The sequence below is a fragment of the Campylobacter sp. W0066.1 genome (assembly GCF_024723635.1).
Lineage (GTDB): Bacteria > Campylobacterota > Campylobacteria > Campylobacterales > Campylobacteraceae > Campylobacter_D > Campylobacter_D lari_C.
Genome location: NZ_JANQCW010000006.1, coordinates 69,990 through 87,022, shown reverse-complemented (window position 1 = coordinate 87,022; position 17,033 = coordinate 69,990). Strand labels below are relative to the sequence as shown.

At 28.9% G+C, this 17,033-nt stretch carries 14 protein-coding genes and 1 tRNA gene; 9 read left to right on the top strand and 6 right to left on the bottom strand.

What is annotated here, in order from left to right; genetic code table 11:
- Nucleotides 1-228 precede the first annotated feature (228 nt).
- Together CAMP18497_RS03730 and CAMP18497_RS03725 are read left to right on the top strand one after the other, a co-directional pair.
- A complete protein-coding gene (locus CAMP18497_RS03730) occupies nucleotides 229-1,575 on the top strand; it encodes an ATP-dependent DNA helicase (protein ID WP_337212517.1) in 1,347 nt (448 codons plus the stop codon).
- A 2-nt stretch (nucleotides 1,576-1,577) separates the two neighbouring features.
- A complete protein-coding gene (locus CAMP18497_RS03725; protein WP_337212510.1) occupies nucleotides 1,578-2,222 on the top strand; it encodes a flagellar basal body-associated FliL family protein in 645 nt (214 codons plus the stop codon).
- Here the strand turns inward: CAMP18497_RS03725 and lolA are convergent, their stop codons facing one another.
- The gene (lolA, locus tag CAMP18497_RS03720; RefSeq protein WP_337212508.1) at nucleotides 2,223-2,729 is read right to left on the bottom strand and encodes a LolA-like outer membrane lipoprotein chaperone; all 507 of its coding nucleotides are present in this window, start codon (nucleotides 2,727-2,729) and stop codon (nucleotides 2,223-2,225) included.
- A 117-nt stretch (nucleotides 2,730-2,846) separates the two neighbouring features.
- Between lolA and secA the strand changes: the two genes are divergently transcribed.
- The 7 genes from secA (at nucleotide 2,847) to CAMP18497_RS03685 (ending at nucleotide 10,366) form a co-directional block, all read left to right on the top strand.
- On the top strand, nucleotides 2,847-5,438 hold the full coding sequence (secA, locus tag CAMP18497_RS03715; RefSeq protein WP_337212507.1) for a preprotein translocase subunit SecA: 2,592 nt from the start codon (nucleotides 2,847-2,849) through the stop codon (nucleotides 5,436-5,438).
- Nucleotides 5,439-5,446: 8 nt separating this feature from the next.
- Complete coding sequence (locus tag CAMP18497_RS03710) at nucleotides 5,447-6,736, top strand: sigma-54-dependent transcriptional regulator (protein ID WP_337212506.1); 1,290 nt, start codon at nucleotides 5,447-5,449, stop codon at nucleotides 6,734-6,736.
- Nucleotides 6,737-6,748: 12 nt separating this feature from the next.
- Nucleotides 6,749-7,765, top strand: coding sequence for an aspartate-semialdehyde dehydrogenase (locus tag CAMP18497_RS03705; protein ID WP_337212505.1), 1,017 nt, complete (start codon nucleotides 6,749-6,751; stop codon nucleotides 7,763-7,765).
- An 11-nt stretch (nucleotides 7,766-7,776) separates the two neighbouring features.
- The gene (locus CAMP18497_RS03700; RefSeq protein WP_012661246.1) at nucleotides 7,777-8,283 is read left to right on the top strand and encodes a YqhA family protein; all 507 of its coding nucleotides are present in this window, start codon (nucleotides 7,777-7,779) and stop codon (nucleotides 8,281-8,283) included.
- 12 nt (nucleotides 8,284-8,295) lie between these two features.
- Nucleotides 8,296-9,318, top strand: coding sequence for a uroporphyrinogen decarboxylase (gene hemE / locus CAMP18497_RS03695; RefSeq protein ID WP_337212504.1), 1,023 nt, complete (start codon nucleotides 8,296-8,298; stop codon nucleotides 9,316-9,318).
- Complete coding sequence (locus CAMP18497_RS03690; protein WP_337212503.1) at nucleotides 9,315-10,223, top strand: radical SAM protein; 909 nt, start codon at nucleotides 9,315-9,317, stop codon at nucleotides 10,221-10,223. The genes hemE and CAMP18497_RS03690 overlap by 4 nt, the downstream gene beginning before the upstream one ends.
- Before the next feature lie 68 nt (nucleotides 10,224-10,291).
- Nucleotides 10,292-10,366, top strand: a tRNA-Asn gene (locus CAMP18497_RS03685).
- Between the two features lie 110 nt (nucleotides 10,367-10,476).
- Here the strand turns inward: CAMP18497_RS03685 and CAMP18497_RS03680 are convergent.
- The 5 genes from CAMP18497_RS03680 to der are packed head-to-tail and all read right to left on the bottom strand — an operon-like array spanning nucleotide 10,477 to nucleotide 16,957.
- Nucleotides 10,477-12,879: a tetratricopeptide repeat protein gene (locus CAMP18497_RS03680; RefSeq protein WP_337212502.1), complete on the bottom strand. Its 2,403-nt coding sequence runs from the start codon at nucleotides 12,877-12,879 to the stop codon at nucleotides 10,477-10,479.
- A gap of 8 nt (nucleotides 12,880-12,887) precedes the next feature.
- A complete protein-coding gene (gene serS, locus CAMP18497_RS03675; RefSeq protein ID WP_337212501.1) occupies nucleotides 12,888-14,123 on the bottom strand; it encodes a serine--tRNA ligase in 1,236 nt (411 codons plus the stop codon).
- Between the two features lie 11 nt (nucleotides 14,124-14,134).
- The gene (trpS, locus tag CAMP18497_RS03670) at nucleotides 14,135-15,094 is read right to left on the bottom strand and encodes a tryptophan--tRNA ligase (RefSeq protein WP_337212500.1); all 960 of its coding nucleotides are present in this window, start codon (nucleotides 15,092-15,094) and stop codon (nucleotides 14,135-14,137) included.
- Nucleotides 15,091-15,588, bottom strand: coding sequence for a shikimate kinase (locus CAMP18497_RS03665; protein WP_263675203.1), 498 nt, complete (start codon nucleotides 15,586-15,588; stop codon nucleotides 15,091-15,093). The genes trpS and CAMP18497_RS03665 overlap by 4 nt, the downstream gene beginning before the upstream one ends.
- Nucleotides 15,572-16,957 carry a ribosome biogenesis GTPase Der gene (der, locus tag CAMP18497_RS03660; RefSeq protein ID WP_337212499.1) on the bottom strand — a complete coding sequence of 462 codons (1,386 nt, stop codon included), beginning with the start codon at nucleotides 16,955-16,957 and terminating at the stop codon, nucleotides 15,572-15,574. Before der ends, CAMP18497_RS03665 begins: the two co-directional genes overlap by 17 nt.
- Nucleotides 16,958-17,033 lie beyond the last annotated feature (76 nt).

Genomic DNA, 17,033 nt, shown 5'->3' with positions numbered 1-17,033 from the left:
TTATTTTATTTTAGATGTTTTTGTTTTTATATTTTTAGTTGGTGGTGGATTTTTTGGCGAGATAGTAGCTAGGCTAGTAGCAATACTTTAATTTGGTGTTTGAATCAATTGTGGATGATAGGTTTTGGTTGTTTATATTAGATAAGGTATTAATTGATAAAAAATATAAATTAGTTTGTAAGAGATTTTTATAAGGGTTTTACTAGATTATAATATAATGTTAAGATGATATTGAGTAGATTGGAAAATTTTTTAAGAGATAATAACATATTTTTAAGTGGTGGTGCAGGTGTTGGTAAGTCTTTTTTAACTATGGAGCTTATAAAATCTTATAGAGTTCAAGGAAAAATTGTCGTTGTATTGGGTTCTACTGCACTTAGTGCTTTTAATATAGGTGGTGTTACTTTACATAGTTTTTTTGCTTTTAAAAGATGTCAAAATTATGATGAGTTGTATTATGAAGATAGAAAGCAAAAAGATAAACTAGAAAAATTAAAGAGAATTTTAAAACAATGTGATTTATTGGTTATTGATGAAATCTCTATGGTAAGTGCTTCATTGATGGAAATGATTTATTATAGATTATCAAGAAGTGATTTTAATGGTAAAATTTTATTAGTTGGAGATTTTTTTCAACTTCCACCTGTGATTAATTATAGAGAAAATCAAATTCAAAGCACTTTATTTCAAAATACTTTATATGCTTTTTCTTCGCAAGCTTGGAATGATCTTAAATTTATTAATTTAAAACTTAGCATTACAAAAAGAACTTTAGATAAGCAATTTTATGAATATTTGTTTTTTCTTAGAATGGGTGAAGTAAATAAAGAAATGCTAAATTTCTTTAAAAAAATGTTAATTAGTTCAAAAAATTTACTTGAGTATATGGATGAATATACTCTATTATGTGCCACAAATAAAAAAACTAATCATATTAATACTGAAAAATTAAATCTTTTACAAGGTAAAGAAAGTGTATTTAATGCAAAAGCTGAAAAACTAGATTATACTTTAGATGATAAAACTTACGAGCAGTGGATTAACGGACTTAATTCTTTGAGTGAGTTAAAATTGAAAATAGGCGCTAAGATTATTTTTTGTGTGAATAATAAAGAAGAAAATTATTATAATGGGGAGCAAGGTGTTGTTTTAGATTTTATAAAAGATAAAGAGCAAGAATATATTCTGATAGAAAAAAATAATGGTGAAAGATTGAAATTAAAACCATATGAATATACCTTAGAAGAGTATGAGCTAGATAAAGATGAAAAACTAGAAGTTAAGATAAAAGCTAAATTTGTTCAATTTCCTATAAAACTAGCTTATGCTATAACAATCCATAAATCTCAAGGTATGAGTATAGATAAATTAATATGTGATATTGATGGAATTTTTGAAAAAGGACAATTATATGTATGTTTATCAAGAGCCATTAATCCAAGTAATTTAAAAATCGTATATAATTATAAAATGCCTTTTGAGGATTATTTTTTAAAAATTTTAAAATTCGATAAAGAGGTAAAACAATTTTATCTGCAAGAAAAATTTGTAAATTTAGAAGAAGATAGGGAGTGATTATGAGATGGGTGGTAATTTTATTTTTTTCTTTTTGTAGTATTTATGCTAATTCTTTAAGTATAGAAGATTTTAGAACAGATTTGTATTCAAAGGTTGGAAATAATACTTTAAAAAAGATTGAAATGACTTTAGATTTTGAGGGAGAAAATTTAGACCAAAAGAAAATTATTGATGTTTTAAACACTATTGTATCTAGTTATTTTTATGAAGATTTATTCACAGAAGTGGGTAAAAACAACTTCAAAGAAACTTTGCTTAAATTTAGCAATAAAAAATACAAAACTCAAATAAAAAATATTTACATTTTAAAAATTAATTCAGTAGCTCAATTTGATATAGAAGAACTGAAGCGTTTTGTAAAAGATTTAGAAAAAAAGGAAGAAGATTTAAAAGAAACTGCTAAGCAAGAAGAAATTCAAAATATTCTTAAAGTTGCTAAAACCTCAGATCAAAATAATACCCAATCAAAAGATATGAATGCTACTCAAACAAGCAGTGTTAAAGATGACAATATAAGTTTCAATCAAGATGTTAATGCAAGTAAAGAAGCTATGGATATGATTTTAAAAACTATGGAAAATACTCAAATGCAAATGTTAGCACCAAACAAAGAACAAGATTTGTTTAAAGAGATACCATTTTGATTATTGGATTATATCAAAATGGCTTGGGATTTTTGGTATAAAAATATTTTTGTTAATATTTTGATCAAATTTTTGGTTGTAAAAATAAATACTAACTAAATTTCCTAATTCATCTTTATAAGAAATACTATTAAGACTACTATTTTCTAGTTTGATATTATATGTGATATTTTCGTATTTTGCTTCATAATTTTCATGAGATATTAATTTTGCATTTTTAAAAATTGCTTGAAGATTTGGTAAATTTTGCAATTGAGTATAAATGGCTTGTTCTAATTCAGGTTCTATGATAACAACTTCTTTGTTATTGATATAAATCTGTTTTTTATTTGGTTTAGTGTAATTCCAAAAAGCTTTATTTTGAGTAATGATAAAATTTCCTTTATAATTTAGCGAAGAATTGTTACTTTGCACTTTTTGCTCAAAATCACTGCTAAAATTTTTAAAATTTATATCAAAAGCAAAAATATTACAAGCAAATATCATTAAAAATATAAAATATTTCATAATTATCCTTTAAAATTTAACAAATTATATAAAATTTATGCAAATAAAACTTTTATATAGTTCTAATTAAAATCAAGGTATAATCTAGCATATATTTTTGTAATTAAAGGTAAAAAAATGTTTTCTAGTGTATTTAAAGCAATATTTGGCACAAAAAACGATCGAGAAGTAAAAAAATATTTAAAGAGAGTTGCACAAATTAATGCTTTAGAGTCAAAATACCAAAATTTAAGCGATGATGAATTAAAACAAAATTTTATAGATTTTAAAACACAAATTCAAAAAGAAGAAAAAACTTTAGATCAAATATTAAATGATGTTTTTGCAATAGTTAGAGAAGTAGGAAAAAGAACGCTTAATATGCGTCATTTTGATGTGCAATTAATCGGTGGTATGGTTTTGCATGAGGGAAAAATCGCTGAAATGAAAACCGGGGAAGGTAAAACCTTGGTTGCGACTTTACCTGTTGTATTAAATGCTATGAGCGGTAAGGGTGTGCATGTGGTTACTGTAAATGATTATTTAGCCAAAAGAGATGCAGAGCAAATGAGTGCCATTTATAATTTCTTGGGTTTTAGTGTGGGGGTGATACTTTCAGAACAAAATAGCGATGAGGCGCATAAAAAAGCTTATGAGTGTGATATAACTTATGGTACAAATAATGAATTTGGCTTTGATTATTTGCGTGATAATATGAAATTTTCAAAACTTGAAAAAGTACAAAGAGAACATAATTTTGTTATAGTTGATGAAGTAGATAGTATTTTAATAGATGAAGCAAGAACTCCGCTTATTATAAGTGGGCCTACAAATAGAACTTTAGATGGTTATATTAAAGCAAATGAAGTAGCAAAACAAATGCAAAAAGGCCAAGCAGCTGCTACTCCTCAAGAATTGCCAAGTGGTGATTTTGTTGTCGATGAGAAAAATAGAACTATTATGATCACAGAGGCTGGAATTTCTAAGGCAGAAAAATTATTTGGAGTAGAAAATTTATATAGCTTAGATAATGCAATATTAGCCCATCAGCTTGATCAGGCTTTAAAAGCACATAATTTATTTGAAAAAGATGTGCATTATGTATTAAGAGATAAAGAAGTTGTAATTGTTGATGAATTTACGGGAAGGCTAAGCGAAGGAAGACGCTTTAGTGACGGCTTGCATCAAGCATTAGAGGCTAAAGAAGGAGTAAAAATTCAAGAAGAGAGTCAAACTTTAGCAGATATTACTTTTCAAAATTATTTTAGAATGTATAAAAAATTAGCAGGTATGACAGGTACTGCACAAACTGAGGCAACAGAATTTTCTCAAATATATAATTTAGATGTGGTTTCCATACCTACAAATATACAGGTTGCAAGAATAGATAAAGATGATTTGATTTATAAAACACAAGAAGAAAAATTTAAAGCAGTTATTGAAGAGATAAAAAAAGCAAATGCAAAAGGTCAACCGGTTTTAGTGGGGACTGCAAGTATTGAAAGAAGTGAAGTATTTCATAATATGCTTGTAAAAGAACGCATTCCTCATCATGTACTTAATGCTAAAAATCATGAACAAGAAGCTTTAATTATCCAAGATGCGGGTAAAAAAGGCGCAGTAACTATAGCTACCAATATGGCAGGTCGTGGGGTTGATATAAAAATAGATGATGAAATAAGAGCTTTAGGAGGGCTTTATATCATAGGAACTGAGCGCCATGAAAGCAGAAGAATAGACAATCAACTTCGTGGGCGTGCAGGACGTCAAGGTGATCCTGGTGTAAGTAGATTTTATTTAAGTTTAGAGGATAATCTTTTGAGAATTTTTGGTGGTGATCGCATTAAAAATATCATGGAAAGATTAGGTATAGAAGAGGGTGAGCATATAGAAAGTCGCATTGTTACAAGAGCTGTTGAAAATGCACAAAAAAAAGTTGAAAGTTTACATTTTGAAAGTAGAAAACACTTACTTGAATATGATGATGTGGCAAATGAACAAAGAAAGACTATTTATAATTATAGAAATGAATTATTAGATGAAGAATTTGACTTGCAAGATAAAATTTTAAAAAATATTGCTGAATATAGTAATCATTTGGTAAGTCAAATTTATCTAAATGCAGAGCTTGAAGATGATGTTAAACATTTTGAAAGTTTAAAACAAAAAGTAAGTTACGAATGTAACCTTGAACTAAACGAAGCTGATTTTAAAGATTTAGGTGTAATTGAAGTAGAAAATAAATTAAGTGAAATTTTAGAAAAAGCTTACAAAGATAAAATGAGTATTATTGAAGATAAAGAAGCTAGAAGAATTGAAAGAATTTTATATCTTCAAATTTTAGATAATCTATGGAGAGAACATTTATACCAAATGGATATTTTAAAAACTGGTATAGGTTTAAGAAGTTATAATCAAAAAGATCCTTTGGTAGAATATAAAAAAGAAAGCTATAATCTTTTCATGGAGCTTGTTGAGCGTGTTAAATTTGATAGTTTAAAATTACTATTTAATGTAGTTTTTACCCAAAAAGAAGCACAAAATTTTGAAGAAAAAAGCCACGAGCAAAACGAGCAGTTTTTAGCTAGTGCTACAGAAAGTGGTGTTGATGAAAATGGTGAAGCACAAATTACTAAAGTGCCTAGAAATTCACCTTGTCCTTGTGGTAGTGGTAAAAAATATAAAGAATGCCATGGTAAAAGTGGTCCTAAAAAAGGTATTTTAGTTTAAGGTATATAATGAATTTAGTTATAGTTGAAGATGATATAAATATGAGAAAATCACTCGAAATCGCTTTGAGTGAGTATGAGGAATTTACTATAAAATCTTATAAATCAGCAACTGAAGCTTTAAAGAAACTAAATGATGATGTTGATTTGATTATTACAGATATTAATATGCCAGGTATGGATGGTATTGAATTTGTGCAAGCTTGTGAGAATAAATATGATTTTATCATTATTACAGGTAATGCGACACTAAATCGTGCTATAGAGGCAGTAAGGCTTGGAGTAAAAGACTTTCTAGTAAAACCATTTGATATCAATACTTTGGTAACTGCGATAAAACGCGCAAAAATAATTCAAGAAAAGACTTCTAAAAAAACAAATAAAAAGACTATCAAAAAAGATGAAAATCAAGATTTTTATGGCACTTCTAAGGCTTTGGAAAATTGTTTAAAATTAGCTACAAAAGCTGCTAAAACAGATGCAAGTGTGCTTTTTTTTGGAGAAAGTGGGGTAGGTAAAGAAGTTTTTGCAAATTTTGTGCATAAAAATTCAAAAAGAACACAAAAGCCTTTTGTAGCAATTAATATGGCGGCAATTCCATCAAATTTGATAGAAAGTGAGCTTTTTGGTTTTGAAAAAGGTGCATTTACCGATGCTAATACTACTAAAATAGGATTATTTGAGCTTGCTAATGAAGGCACTTTATTTTTAGATGAAATAGGTGAAATGCCTTATGAAATTCAAGCAAAATTATTAAGAGCCTTGCAAGAAAAAGAAATTACAAGATTAGGAAGTACTAAAAGTATAAAGATTGATGTAAGAATTATCAGTGCAACTAATGCTCATATAGAAAAAAAGATTGCAGATAATGAATTCAGACAAGATTTATATTATAGGCTTAATACTATTCCTATTAATATACCACCGCTAAGAGAGCGTCAAGAAGAAATTTTGCAAATTGCACAAAAGGTATTACTTGATACATGTAAAGAATATGATTTTAATGAAAAAACTTTAAATCAAGAAGCACAAGATGCTTTGCTAGCTTATGATTTTCCAGGTAATATTAGAGAGTTGATTTCTATTATACAAAGAGCTTGTATTTTAAGTGAAAATGATGAGATTAGTGCTCAAGATTTATTCTTAGAAAGTAGAAAAAGTAAAGATATTAAAAATCTTGAAAAAGAATTGATTTTAGAGGCTTTAAAAAATTCACAAGATATTACAGAAGCAGCTAAGCTTATAGGGATGAGTGAGAAAATTTTTAGCGAAAAAATGAAAAAATACAATATTACTTAAAAAGGACGGACAATGAAAAAAATAGCTATTGTAGGTGTAACAGGAGCAGTTGGTGAAGAACTTTTAAATGTCTTAGATGAGCTTGATTTTCCAGTTGAAAGTATTTTACCATTAGCAAGTGCAAAAAGTGCAGGTAGTGAAGTAGAATTTAGAGGTAAAAGCTATAAAGTAAAAAAATTAACTCCAAGTGTTTTTAAAGAAAATCCTGTAGATATTGCTTTTTTTAGTGCTGGAGGAAATATAAGTGCTGAGTATGCAAAATATGCAGTAGAATGTGGTGCCGTGGTAATTGATAATACAAGTCATTTTAGAATGGATGAGAATGTTCCTTTGGTGGTTCCTGAATGTAATAGTGAAGATATTAAAGATTGGGAAAAAACAGGAATTATTGCTAATCCAAATTGTTCTACTATACAAATGGTACATGTTTTAAAACCACTTGATGATGTATTTAATCTAAAAAGAGTAGACGTAAGTACTTATCAAGCAGCAAGTGGTGCAGGTAAAGAAGGCATGGAAGAATTGGTTCAAGGAATGCAAAGTTTTTTTGCTTTTAAATTAGATGAATTTGAAGCAAAAACTTTTCCTTATACCTTAGCTTTAAATTTGATTCCTCAAATCGATGTTTTTAGCGACAATGGCTACACCAAAGAAGAATTAAAAATGGTGAATGAAACGCAAAAAATATTGCATAAAAAACTTGAAATTTCAGCAACTTGCGTAAGAGTCCCTGTACTTAGAAGTCATAGTGAAGCCATTACTATGCATTTTGAAAAAGATGTTGATGTTGCTAAAGTTAGAGAGATACTTTCTAAAGCACCAAGTGTTGTTGTGATTGATGATGTAGAAAATAAAAAATACCCTATGCCACTTTTTACAAGTGATACTAACGAAACTTATGTAGGAAGAATTAGACGTGATATTAACCACAAAAACATTTTACATTTATGGTGCGTGGCTGATCAAATTCGTGTAGGAGCTGCTACAAATGCAGTGCGTATTGCGCAAAAATGGCTAGAATTGGTTTAAAAAGGAGAAAAATGCTAGAAAGATTTTTTGAGAATTTATTAGTTAAAAGTCGTTTGGTTACTATTTTACCTGTAATTTTTGGTTTAATAGGAGCTTTTGTTTTATTTTTTATCGCAAGTTATGATGTGATTAAAGTTTTAAAATATGTATTTGAATACTTTATGTTGCCAAATTCTACGGTAGATTTGCATGAAGATATTGTTGGTTTGATCATAGGAGCTGTGGATTTATATTTGATGGCTTTGGTTTTATTTATTTTTTCTTTTGGAATTTATGAGCTTTTTATTAGTGAAATAGAGGATTTTAAACAAACAAAGCAGTCAAAAGTTTTAGAAGTGCATAGTTTGGATCAGCTAAAAGATAAGCTTGCAAAAGTAATTATCATGGTTTTAGTTGTAAATTTTTTCCAAAGAATTTTACAAATGCAACTTAATACAGTTTTGGATATGACTTATTTGGCAGGTTCTATTTTGGCTCTTTGTGTGGGGCTTTATTTCTTGCATAAAAGTGATCATTAATAAGGAATAAAAATGATTTTTATTGATGCGTGTTTTAAAAAATCAACCCCTTATACTCCAGTTTGGATGATGCGTCAAGCAGGAAGGTATTTACCTGAATACATGGAAGTTAGAGCAAGTGCTGGAGATTTTTTATCGCTTTGTAAGGACTATAAAAAAGCAAGTGAAGTTACTTTGCAACCTGTGGATATTTTGGGTGTTGATGCAGCTATTATTTTTTCAGATATTTTGGTGGTGCCTTTAGAAATGGGTATGGACTTAAAATTTGAAAAAGGCGAGGGCCCTATATTTTCAAATCCCATTAAAACCAAGGAAGATTTGGAAAGATTAGATGTTGAAAAAAGTGTTAAAAATCTTTCTTATGTTTATGATGCACTAGCGCTTACAAGAGAAAAACTTGTGCATGATAAAGCTTTGATTGGTTTTTGTGGAAGTCCTTGGACTATTGCTACTTATATGATAGAGGGCGGTGGTAGTAAAAATTATGCAAAATGTAAAAAATTAGTTTATCAAAATCCTGAATTTTTACATCAAATTTTATCTAAACTCACTTTGGCTTTAAAGTATTATATCCAAGAGCAAATTAAAGCAGGTGCTAATGCTATACAGATATTTGATAGTTGGGCAAGCGCTTTAGAAAAAGAAATGTTTTTTGAGTTTTCTTTTAAATATATGCTTGAAATTGCTGATTTTATTAAAGAAAAATATCCACATATTCCTGTGATTTTATTTCCTAAAGGTGTTAGTGGATTTTTAGATGATATAAGTGGTAATTTTGATGTTTTTGGTGTAGATTGGAGTACGCCTTTAGACTTAGCAAAAGAAAAACTAAGTGCTAAATATACTTTACAGGGTAATATGGAGCCTTGTAGATTATATGATAAAAAGGCGATTGAAGCAGGAGTGGATAAAATTTTAAATATCATGCAAGATAGTGCACATATTTTTAACCTAGGACATGGTATTTTGCCTGATATTCCTGTTGAAAATGCTAAATATTTTATCAAGTTAGTTCAAGAGAAATCTAAAAAGTGAATAAAATTACCTTTGGCCCCATAAGCTCAAGAAGATTTGGGCTTTCTTTAGGGGTTGATTTAAGTCCAAATCAAAAGCAATGTAATTTTGATTGTGTGTATTGTGAGTTGCAAGCTGCAAAACCCGTGGAAAAATCTTTAGTATATCCAAAAATTCAAGATATCTTAGAACAGGTAAAACAAGCTTTATCTAGTAATGTGAAATTTGAATTTCTGACATTAACTGCAAATGGTGAACCTAGTTTATATCCTCATTTAAAAGAATTAGTTTGTGAGTTAAATAAAATAAAACAAGATAAAAAACTCTTGATCCTAAGCAATGGGAGTGGAGTTTTAAATTCGGATATTTTTGATGCTTTAATGGATATTGATGTGGTTAAATTTAGTCTTGATAGTGCTAAAGAAAAAACATTTTATAGGATAGATAGAGCTTTAAAACAAATTAAGCTTGAAATAATGATTGAAAAAATGATAATTTTTAGGAAAAAATTTCTAGGTGAGCTTATCATGGAAGTATTGATTGTACAAGGCTTAAATGATAGTAAAGAAGAAATGTTAGCTTTAAATGAAGTATTTGATAAAATAAAGCCATCAAGAGTAGATTTTAGCACTATTGATAGACCTCCAGCTTATCCTGTTAAAGGTATATCTATGGAAAAATTAGAAGAATTAAGTATGTATATTACTAGTGTGCCTGTTGTGCTTGCTAAGCATTATTATAAAGGCGAAAAGATTGATTTTAATACTCAAGAGCTTTTGAAGATGTTACAGCTTAGAGCGCAAAGTGAATTTGATATAGAAAATAAATTTAGTCAATATAGCAAAGAGGTATTGGAAAAATTAATTAAAGAGCAAAAAGTCGTTGTAAAAAATTTAGCAGGAGTAAATTTTTATAAAAAAATATAATTTTTTGTAAAAAACTCTTGACAAAAGTTGTTTTTTCTTATATAATACCATTTCTTATTTATTGATGTTCCGGATTAGCTCAGCGGTAGAGTAGTCGGCTGTTAACCGATTGGTCGTAGGTTCGAATCCTACATCCGGAGCCACTTCATAAAATTATTCCCATATATTATAGTGTATTAACAAGTTAATTTATAATTTATTTTTGTATATATTTTTTAAGAATTAATTAGTATTTTCTTGTTTTATGAAAATACTAATTTTTAATATCAAAAGTAAAGAATTTGCTTTCAAAATTATTACCTACTTTTTCATATTGAAACATAGCAGGTTCTAGGTTTTGCACTTCATGGTATAAAAGTCCTAAAGCAAGCCTTGCTTCTAAGGTTTCTTCGTTTTCCAATCTTGCTAGTTCAAGTAAGGCTATAGCTGAATTTGGATTGTTTGAGCCTATTGCTGCAACTGCAGCTAAAAATAAAGTTTGCGCATCTTTGATTTTATAATCATCTATTAAAATATTGTAAAGCGTGTATGCTTCTTGGTATTCTTTTGCAAAAATATCAACATAAGCTAGAGCAAAAATCAATCCAATGGAGTTTTTATTGCTCATGGCAAGTCTTTTCTTAATATCGTTTCTAACATGATTAAGCAAGCCTGTTATTTGCATAAGTGTTACATAACTATCTTTAACTATTCCAGCTCCACCAAATAAAGAATTATAATCAAGTTTGGTAGTTAAAAAATACATTTGTGCTTGTTTGGCATACTCTTTAATATCAAGATTTGTATTTTTAGAATTAAAATATAAAATATTGCTAATTATATCTTCATTTAATAGATCTTTTAATTCCTTAATTTTTTGATTTCTTAAAGTTTCAAGATTATTGCCATTAGCGGCTATAATAGCAAACATTAGCTCTAAAGGTGTATTGTTTGTGTTTGAAAGATTATCTAAATAAGGGATCATGGCGGTAAAATCATTTTTGGTTAAATGCAATAAGTATTTAAATATATTATGATTTTGATCTATAGTGTTGTCTGCTTGGAGATTTTCTAAAAGTTCATTAGCTAGTTTAGTATAATCTTTTTTTACTAAATCCATACAATATATAGCAAAAATCCCTGCGATATAATTTTTGGGATTTAAATGATATGCGGTTGAAAAATGCTTATAGGCATTGTTATAATCTTGTAATTGTGCATAAGTTAGTGCAAGATTATAATGAATTACATCATGAGCATGATAAATTTCACTTAAATTTTTAAATTCTTGATTTGCTTCTCTTAAATGAAAATTAAAAGCTAAATTAATAGCATGAGATAATTCTATATTAACCCCTGATAAAGCCTTACTTTTAACAAGCAATTCATTTTCGTATTCATAACCTTGTATAAAATTACCCAAATCAGCCTTTGCGATAAGCTCCATACTTTGCTTAACATCAAAAACACGATAAGGCGAGAAGTAAAACAGCAAATCATAAATTTGTTGTTTTCCGGTAATCAATCTTTTGGCAAAATGCTGTTGGGCTATGTCGATATTTGAAAAATTTCTTTTTAATCTGGTTTTGATATTATAATATTTTGAACCTATATTTCTATCTTTTATATATAAAGCTTTTAAAATCTGAGCTCCACTTTCAAATTGCCCTGTTTTTAATTCTACTAAAGCTAGAGCAACTTTACTTCTTGCTTCATGATTTTCTATTTTTGAAGCTTTTTCAAGATATTCTTTAGCTTTTTGATATTCACCTGATTTTGCATATAATAAGCCCAAGGGTAAACTTGCTTCGTAATCTTCTTGTTTTTGTAAAAATTCAATAGCATTTTTTTCTGATTTTAATAATGCATAAATTTTTGCTCCAAGGTAGTAAGATTCACTTTGGTATCCATTAATATTATTTGAACGCATAAACATCTGTAAAGCTTCAGGATAAAATCCTTGATAATAATTAATTAAGCCTAGGTAATAATCATACAAAGATGATTTAGAATCTTGTGGTAAATGTACTTTTGCTAAGTCAAGATAATAATTAAATTTTTCTTTATTACCAAGATTGAAATAGCATACAGCTATATTGATGGCCGCAGCTACTTTATGTTCTTCTAATTCTAAAGATTGTTTAAAATTTTCAATGGCACTAGCATAGTCTTTTTGTTTCATTTGAGCTACGCCAAGATTATAGCTAGATAAGGATTGATTGAAAATATTAATATTATTATAAAGTTCTAAAGCGCTTTCTACATCACCTTTTTCGTATAATAAATTTGCTTTTTGCACTACAAGATCTAATGCTGATTGTTTTACTTTAGTGATGCTTGTGCTAGTATTATCATCTAAGATTTGAGTATTTAAAGCGGATTTTTTATCTTCTTTGAAGACTATGAGTAAAATTAAAACTACAAGCAGTATTAGAGCAAGACCTCCAAGCGCAGAAATTAAAATAATAAATTTTTTATCAAAAAGCTTTTTTTTCTCTTCAGGCTGTGGTGTTTGAGGTTCTTCTTCTACTCTTTGAAAGGTGCTTTCTTCCTCCTCTAATTCAGGAGGTATCATACCAGGAGGGATAGCTTGTTCTTCTACTCCTGGATTTTCATCTATCTCTGAAAAAGCTTTTTCTTGATTATCTTGTTCTTTAAGTGTTACTTCTTCGGCCATGTTTTCTCTTAAAAGTATTTTCTTAATACATCAGGAATTCTTATATTTCCATCTTTTTCTTGATAATTTTCCATAATAGCTACTAAGGTTCTACCAACAGCTAATGAAGAGCCATTAAGTGTATGTACTAATTCGTTTTTGCCTTTATTATTTTTAAAGCGAATTTTTGCACGTCTTGCTTGAAAATCTTTACAATTAGATACAGAGCTAATTTCACGGTATTTATTTTGCGATGGAAGCCAAACTTCTAAATCCACTGTTTTTGCAGCTGAAAAACCTAAATCTCCAGTACAAAGCATCAAATGTCTATGTGCTAGACCTAAAGAACTTAGTAAATCACTAGCACAATTTAGCATTTCTTCAAACATTAGCTCGCTTTGATCAGGCTTGCATATGCTAACAAGCTCTACTTTTTCAAATTGATGTTGTCTTATAATACCTCTTGTGTCTCTACCTGCACTTCCTGCTTCTTGTCTAAAACAAGCACTATAGCAAGTCATTTTTAAAGGTAATTCTTCTTGAGATAAAATTTCATTAGAATAAAGATTAGTTACAGGAATTTCAGAAGTTGAGATGAGGTATAAATCATCATTTTCTACCTTATACATATCATCTTTAAATTTAGGAAGTTGTCCGGTACCATACATGGTCGCACTATTTACTAAAAATGGTACATTAACTAACTCAAAACCTCTGCTTCTATTAAAATCTATCATATAATTTACTAAAGCTCTACTTAGTAAAGCTCCTTCGTTTTTAAGCACACAAAAGCGACTTTGCGAGATTTTAACTCCTCTTGTAAAATCAAGCCAATTTAATTTTTCTCCTAAATCATGATGTTCTTTGATTTCAAAATCAAAACTAGGTGGAGTTAGAACTTTTTTTAATTCTACATTCTCATCCTCATCTTCTCCAAAAGGCACACAATCATCAGGGGTGTTTGGTATTGCTAGAGCAATTTGTTCTAGTTTTTCTTCTAATTCATTAACGATTTTTGATTGAGTATTAATTTTTTCTTTATTTTGACTTAGTTGTGCTTTTAAACTTTCTTTATCTTGCGCTGTTGCAAGTTCTTTGCTAAATTTGTTTTGAAAAGCTTGAAATTCTTCTAAAAGTGCTTTTTCTTTTTTTAAATTTATAAATAAATCACTCAGTTCTTTAAGTAAATTTTCATCCACTTTTTTAGCTTTTAGTTTTTGTGCAATTTCATCAAAATTATTTTGCAAAAGTTTTAAATCTAACATTCTAACTCCTTTTATAGTCCTATTTTAGCATAAATTTTTTCCATTGTTTCTTGGGCTTGTTTTTTTGCTTTGTTTGCTCCAAATTTTAAAATCTCTTCGATTTTAGAAGGATTAGCTAATAATTTTTCATATTCTTCCTTAGCCAAGGCAAAATACTCACTAACGATTTCATTTAAATACATTTTAAAATGCCCATAGCCTTCGCCACCTTTTTCATAACGGCTTTTTAAAGCTTCTTGTTCTGTATTGTCTAAAAACAATTTTGCGATTTTAAATATATTGCAATTTTGCCAATCTTTTGGATCTTCTAAAGCTGTGCTATCTGTGACAATGGAAGAAATTTGTTTTTTAATAGCTTTTGGTGTATTGAAAATATCAATTGTATTTTGATAGGACTTGCTCATTTTAGCTCCATCAGTACCAGGTACTACGGCAACTTCATCATTAACTTTAGCTTGAGGTAGAGTAAAAATTTCGCCCCATTCATTATTTACTTTTAAGGCTATATCTCTTGCTATTTCAACGTGTTGAATTTGATCTTTACCTACAGGAACTACTTGAGCATTAAAAAGTAAAATATCTGCAGCCATTAAAACAGGGTAAGAAAAAAGTCCATGGTTGGCATTTAAACCTTTGGCAATTTTATCTTTATAGCTATGTGCTCTTTCTAAAAGCCCCATTGGGGTAAATTGAGAAAGAATCCAATAAAGCTCCATTACTTCTTTTACATCACTTTGTAGCCAAAATACGCTTTTTTGTGGATCAATCCCTAAGCTTAAAAAAGCTGCCGCAGCTTTGAGCGAATTTTGTCTGAGTTTTTCTCCATCAAAACTTGAAGTCATAGCATGATAATTTGCTATAAACATATACATTTGATTTTCTTCTTGCATATTTAGCATTTGTCTTATAGAGCCAAAATAATTTCCTATATGTAAATCCCCGCTTGGCTGTAGTCCCGTAATAACTCTCATTTTACCTCTTTTTTAATTTCTTTAATAATCTCATTAACGCTTTTATTTTCAATATCTATAATAATATTTGCCTTTTTTTCGTATTTTTTTGCTCTTTGATCAAAAAGAATTTTGGCATTATTTGTATTTGCAAATAAAGGTCTAGTGGTTAATTCTTCTTTGCTTAATCTTTGTAAAAGATAATCAAAACTTGCTTTTAAATAAACAATAATACCAATATTTTTTAATTTTTTTTGCTCTATAAAACCACCGCCACTTGCAATGGAGCAATTTTGCAAACAATGTAAAAATAAAGCTATTTTTTGCTCTTCTTTACGGAATTTTTTCTCTCCATATGTTTTAAAAATTTCACCAATTTCAAGATTATATTTTTCTTTGATCAAACTATCTGTATCTAAAAAGATTTTATCATATTTTTTAGCATAAGCTCTTGCTATGGTTGTTTTACCACAGCCCATAAAGCCTACAAAAAGGAGATTATCCTTCTTGCTCATCTTTGCTACCTTTTTTTCTTGAAGCTAAAATCAAAGGAACACCTTCAAAATTAAATTGTTTTCTAATTTGATTTTGCAAATAGCGCTTATAGCTAAAATGTAAAGCTTTTGGTCTATTCATAATTAGAGCTATTTTTGGAGGTGCTAAGTCATATTGAACTGCATAATAAATTTTTACTAATTTACCATAATCATGTGGTAGTGGATGAGCTCTTGTGGCTTCTTCTACTAAAGCATTTAATTTTGCAGTTGGAATTTTTTGCGTGAAATTGGCAAAAACTTCTAAGATTTTATCTAAAAGCACATGTACTCTTTTTCCGCTTAAAGCTGATACGCTTACAATGGGTGCATAAGCTAGAAATTTAAAACGATCTAGTTTTAATTCTTTTAAAGTTTTATCAAAATCAAGTTCGCTTTTATCCCATTTATTAAGCACGATGATCACACCTAAACAATGTTTAGCAGCAAGTCCTGCAATACGCTCATCAAGTTCATTAAAACCCTCAGCTGCATCAAGTACTAAAAGTGCAATTTGAGCATTAGCTAGGGCATATTCGGTTCTATTTAGCGCATAACGTTCCAAGCCTTGTATTTTCCCACGTTTTCTAATCCCTGCAGTATCTACAAACTCAATGATTTTATCTTTATGTATAATGCTTTCATTAACAGGATCAATCGTAGTGCCTGCTATATCGCTTACCACGCTACGTTCTTCTTTTACTAAAGCATTTAAAAGACTTGATTTTCCTACATTTACCCTGCCGATAATTCCTACTTTAATATGGTTTTCATTGATGGTTTTTAGTTTAAAATCTCCGCTATTTTCATCAAAATTTTCTAAATAACTTTCAAAGTCTTCTTCTTCATCTGCATTTAAATAACTTTCATTTAAAAACTTACCAGCCCACATGCAAAGCTCATCAATGCCTATATTATGTGTAACCGAGATGTTAAAAACTTCTTTCACGCCAAAATTAGAAAATTCCCAAGATCTTTCTTCATCTTTTTTGTTATCGACTTTATTGATTACTAAAGCTATGGGTTTATTGAGTTTTTTCATTTCATAAAAAAATGCTTTATCTTCATCATCAGGTAAAAATTTACCATCCACCATATAAAAGATAATATCACTATTTTTAGCAGCTTTAAGCGAATTTGCTTTGACATTTTTAAAAAGCTCATTGCTCTCATCAAGTCCGCCACTATCTATTAATAGGGCTTTTTTGCCATCAATTTCTACCTCTATTTTGTTTGTATCTCTTGTAGTCCCACTTATGTCACTGGTGATAGCTATACGTTTTCTTGCAAGTCTATTAAAAAGACTTGATTTGCCAACATTTGGTTTTCCTATTAAAATAATACTTTGCATTAATACTCATTTTTTAAATTTTTATTTGTGATTATATAAAAATTGCCTTAAAATTAAGCAAAAAAGACTAAAATAA

Excerpts from the sequence above, each read along its gene's own strand:
- der (WP_337212499.1), bottom strand. The coding sequence starts at position 16,957 with ATGCAAAGTATTATTTTAATAGGAAAACCAAATGTTGGCAAATCAAGT.
- serS (WP_337212501.1), bottom strand. The coding sequence starts at position 14,123 with ATGTTAGATTTAAAACTTTTGCAAAATAATTTTGATGAAATTGCACAA.
- CAMP18497_RS03700 (WP_012661246.1), top strand. The coding sequence starts at position 7,777 with ATGCTAGAAAGATTTTTTGAGAATTTATTAGTTAAAAGTCGTTTGGTT.
- CAMP18497_RS03710 (WP_337212506.1), top strand. The coding sequence starts at position 5,447 with ATGAATTTAGTTATAGTTGAAGATGATATAAATATGAGAAAATCACTC.
- CAMP18497_RS03705 (WP_337212505.1), top strand. The coding sequence starts at position 6,749 with ATGAAAAAAATAGCTATTGTAGGTGTAACAGGAGCAGTTGGTGAAGAA.
- trpS (WP_337212500.1), bottom strand. The coding sequence starts at position 15,094 with ATGAGAGTTATTACGGGACTACAGCCAAGCGGGGATTTACATATAGGA.
- CAMP18497_RS03725 (WP_337212510.1), top strand. The coding sequence starts at position 1,578 with ATGAGATGGGTGGTAATTTTATTTTTTTCTTTTTGTAGTATTTATGCT.
- hemE (WP_337212504.1), top strand. The coding sequence starts at position 8,296 with ATGATTTTTATTGATGCGTGTTTTAAAAAATCAACCCCTTATACTCCA.
- lolA (WP_337212508.1), bottom strand. The coding sequence starts at position 2,729 with ATGAAATATTTTATATTTTTAATGATATTTGCTTGTAATATTTTTGCT.
- CAMP18497_RS03680 (WP_337212502.1), bottom strand. The coding sequence starts at position 12,879 with ATGGCCGAAGAAGTAACACTTAAAGAACAAGATAATCAAGAAAAAGCT.
- CAMP18497_RS03665 (WP_263675203.1), bottom strand. The coding sequence starts at position 15,588 with ATGAGCAAGAAGGATAATCTCCTTTTTGTAGGCTTTATGGGCTGTGGT.
- secA (WP_337212507.1), top strand. The coding sequence starts at position 2,847 with ATGTTTTCTAGTGTATTTAAAGCAATATTTGGCACAAAAAACGATCGA.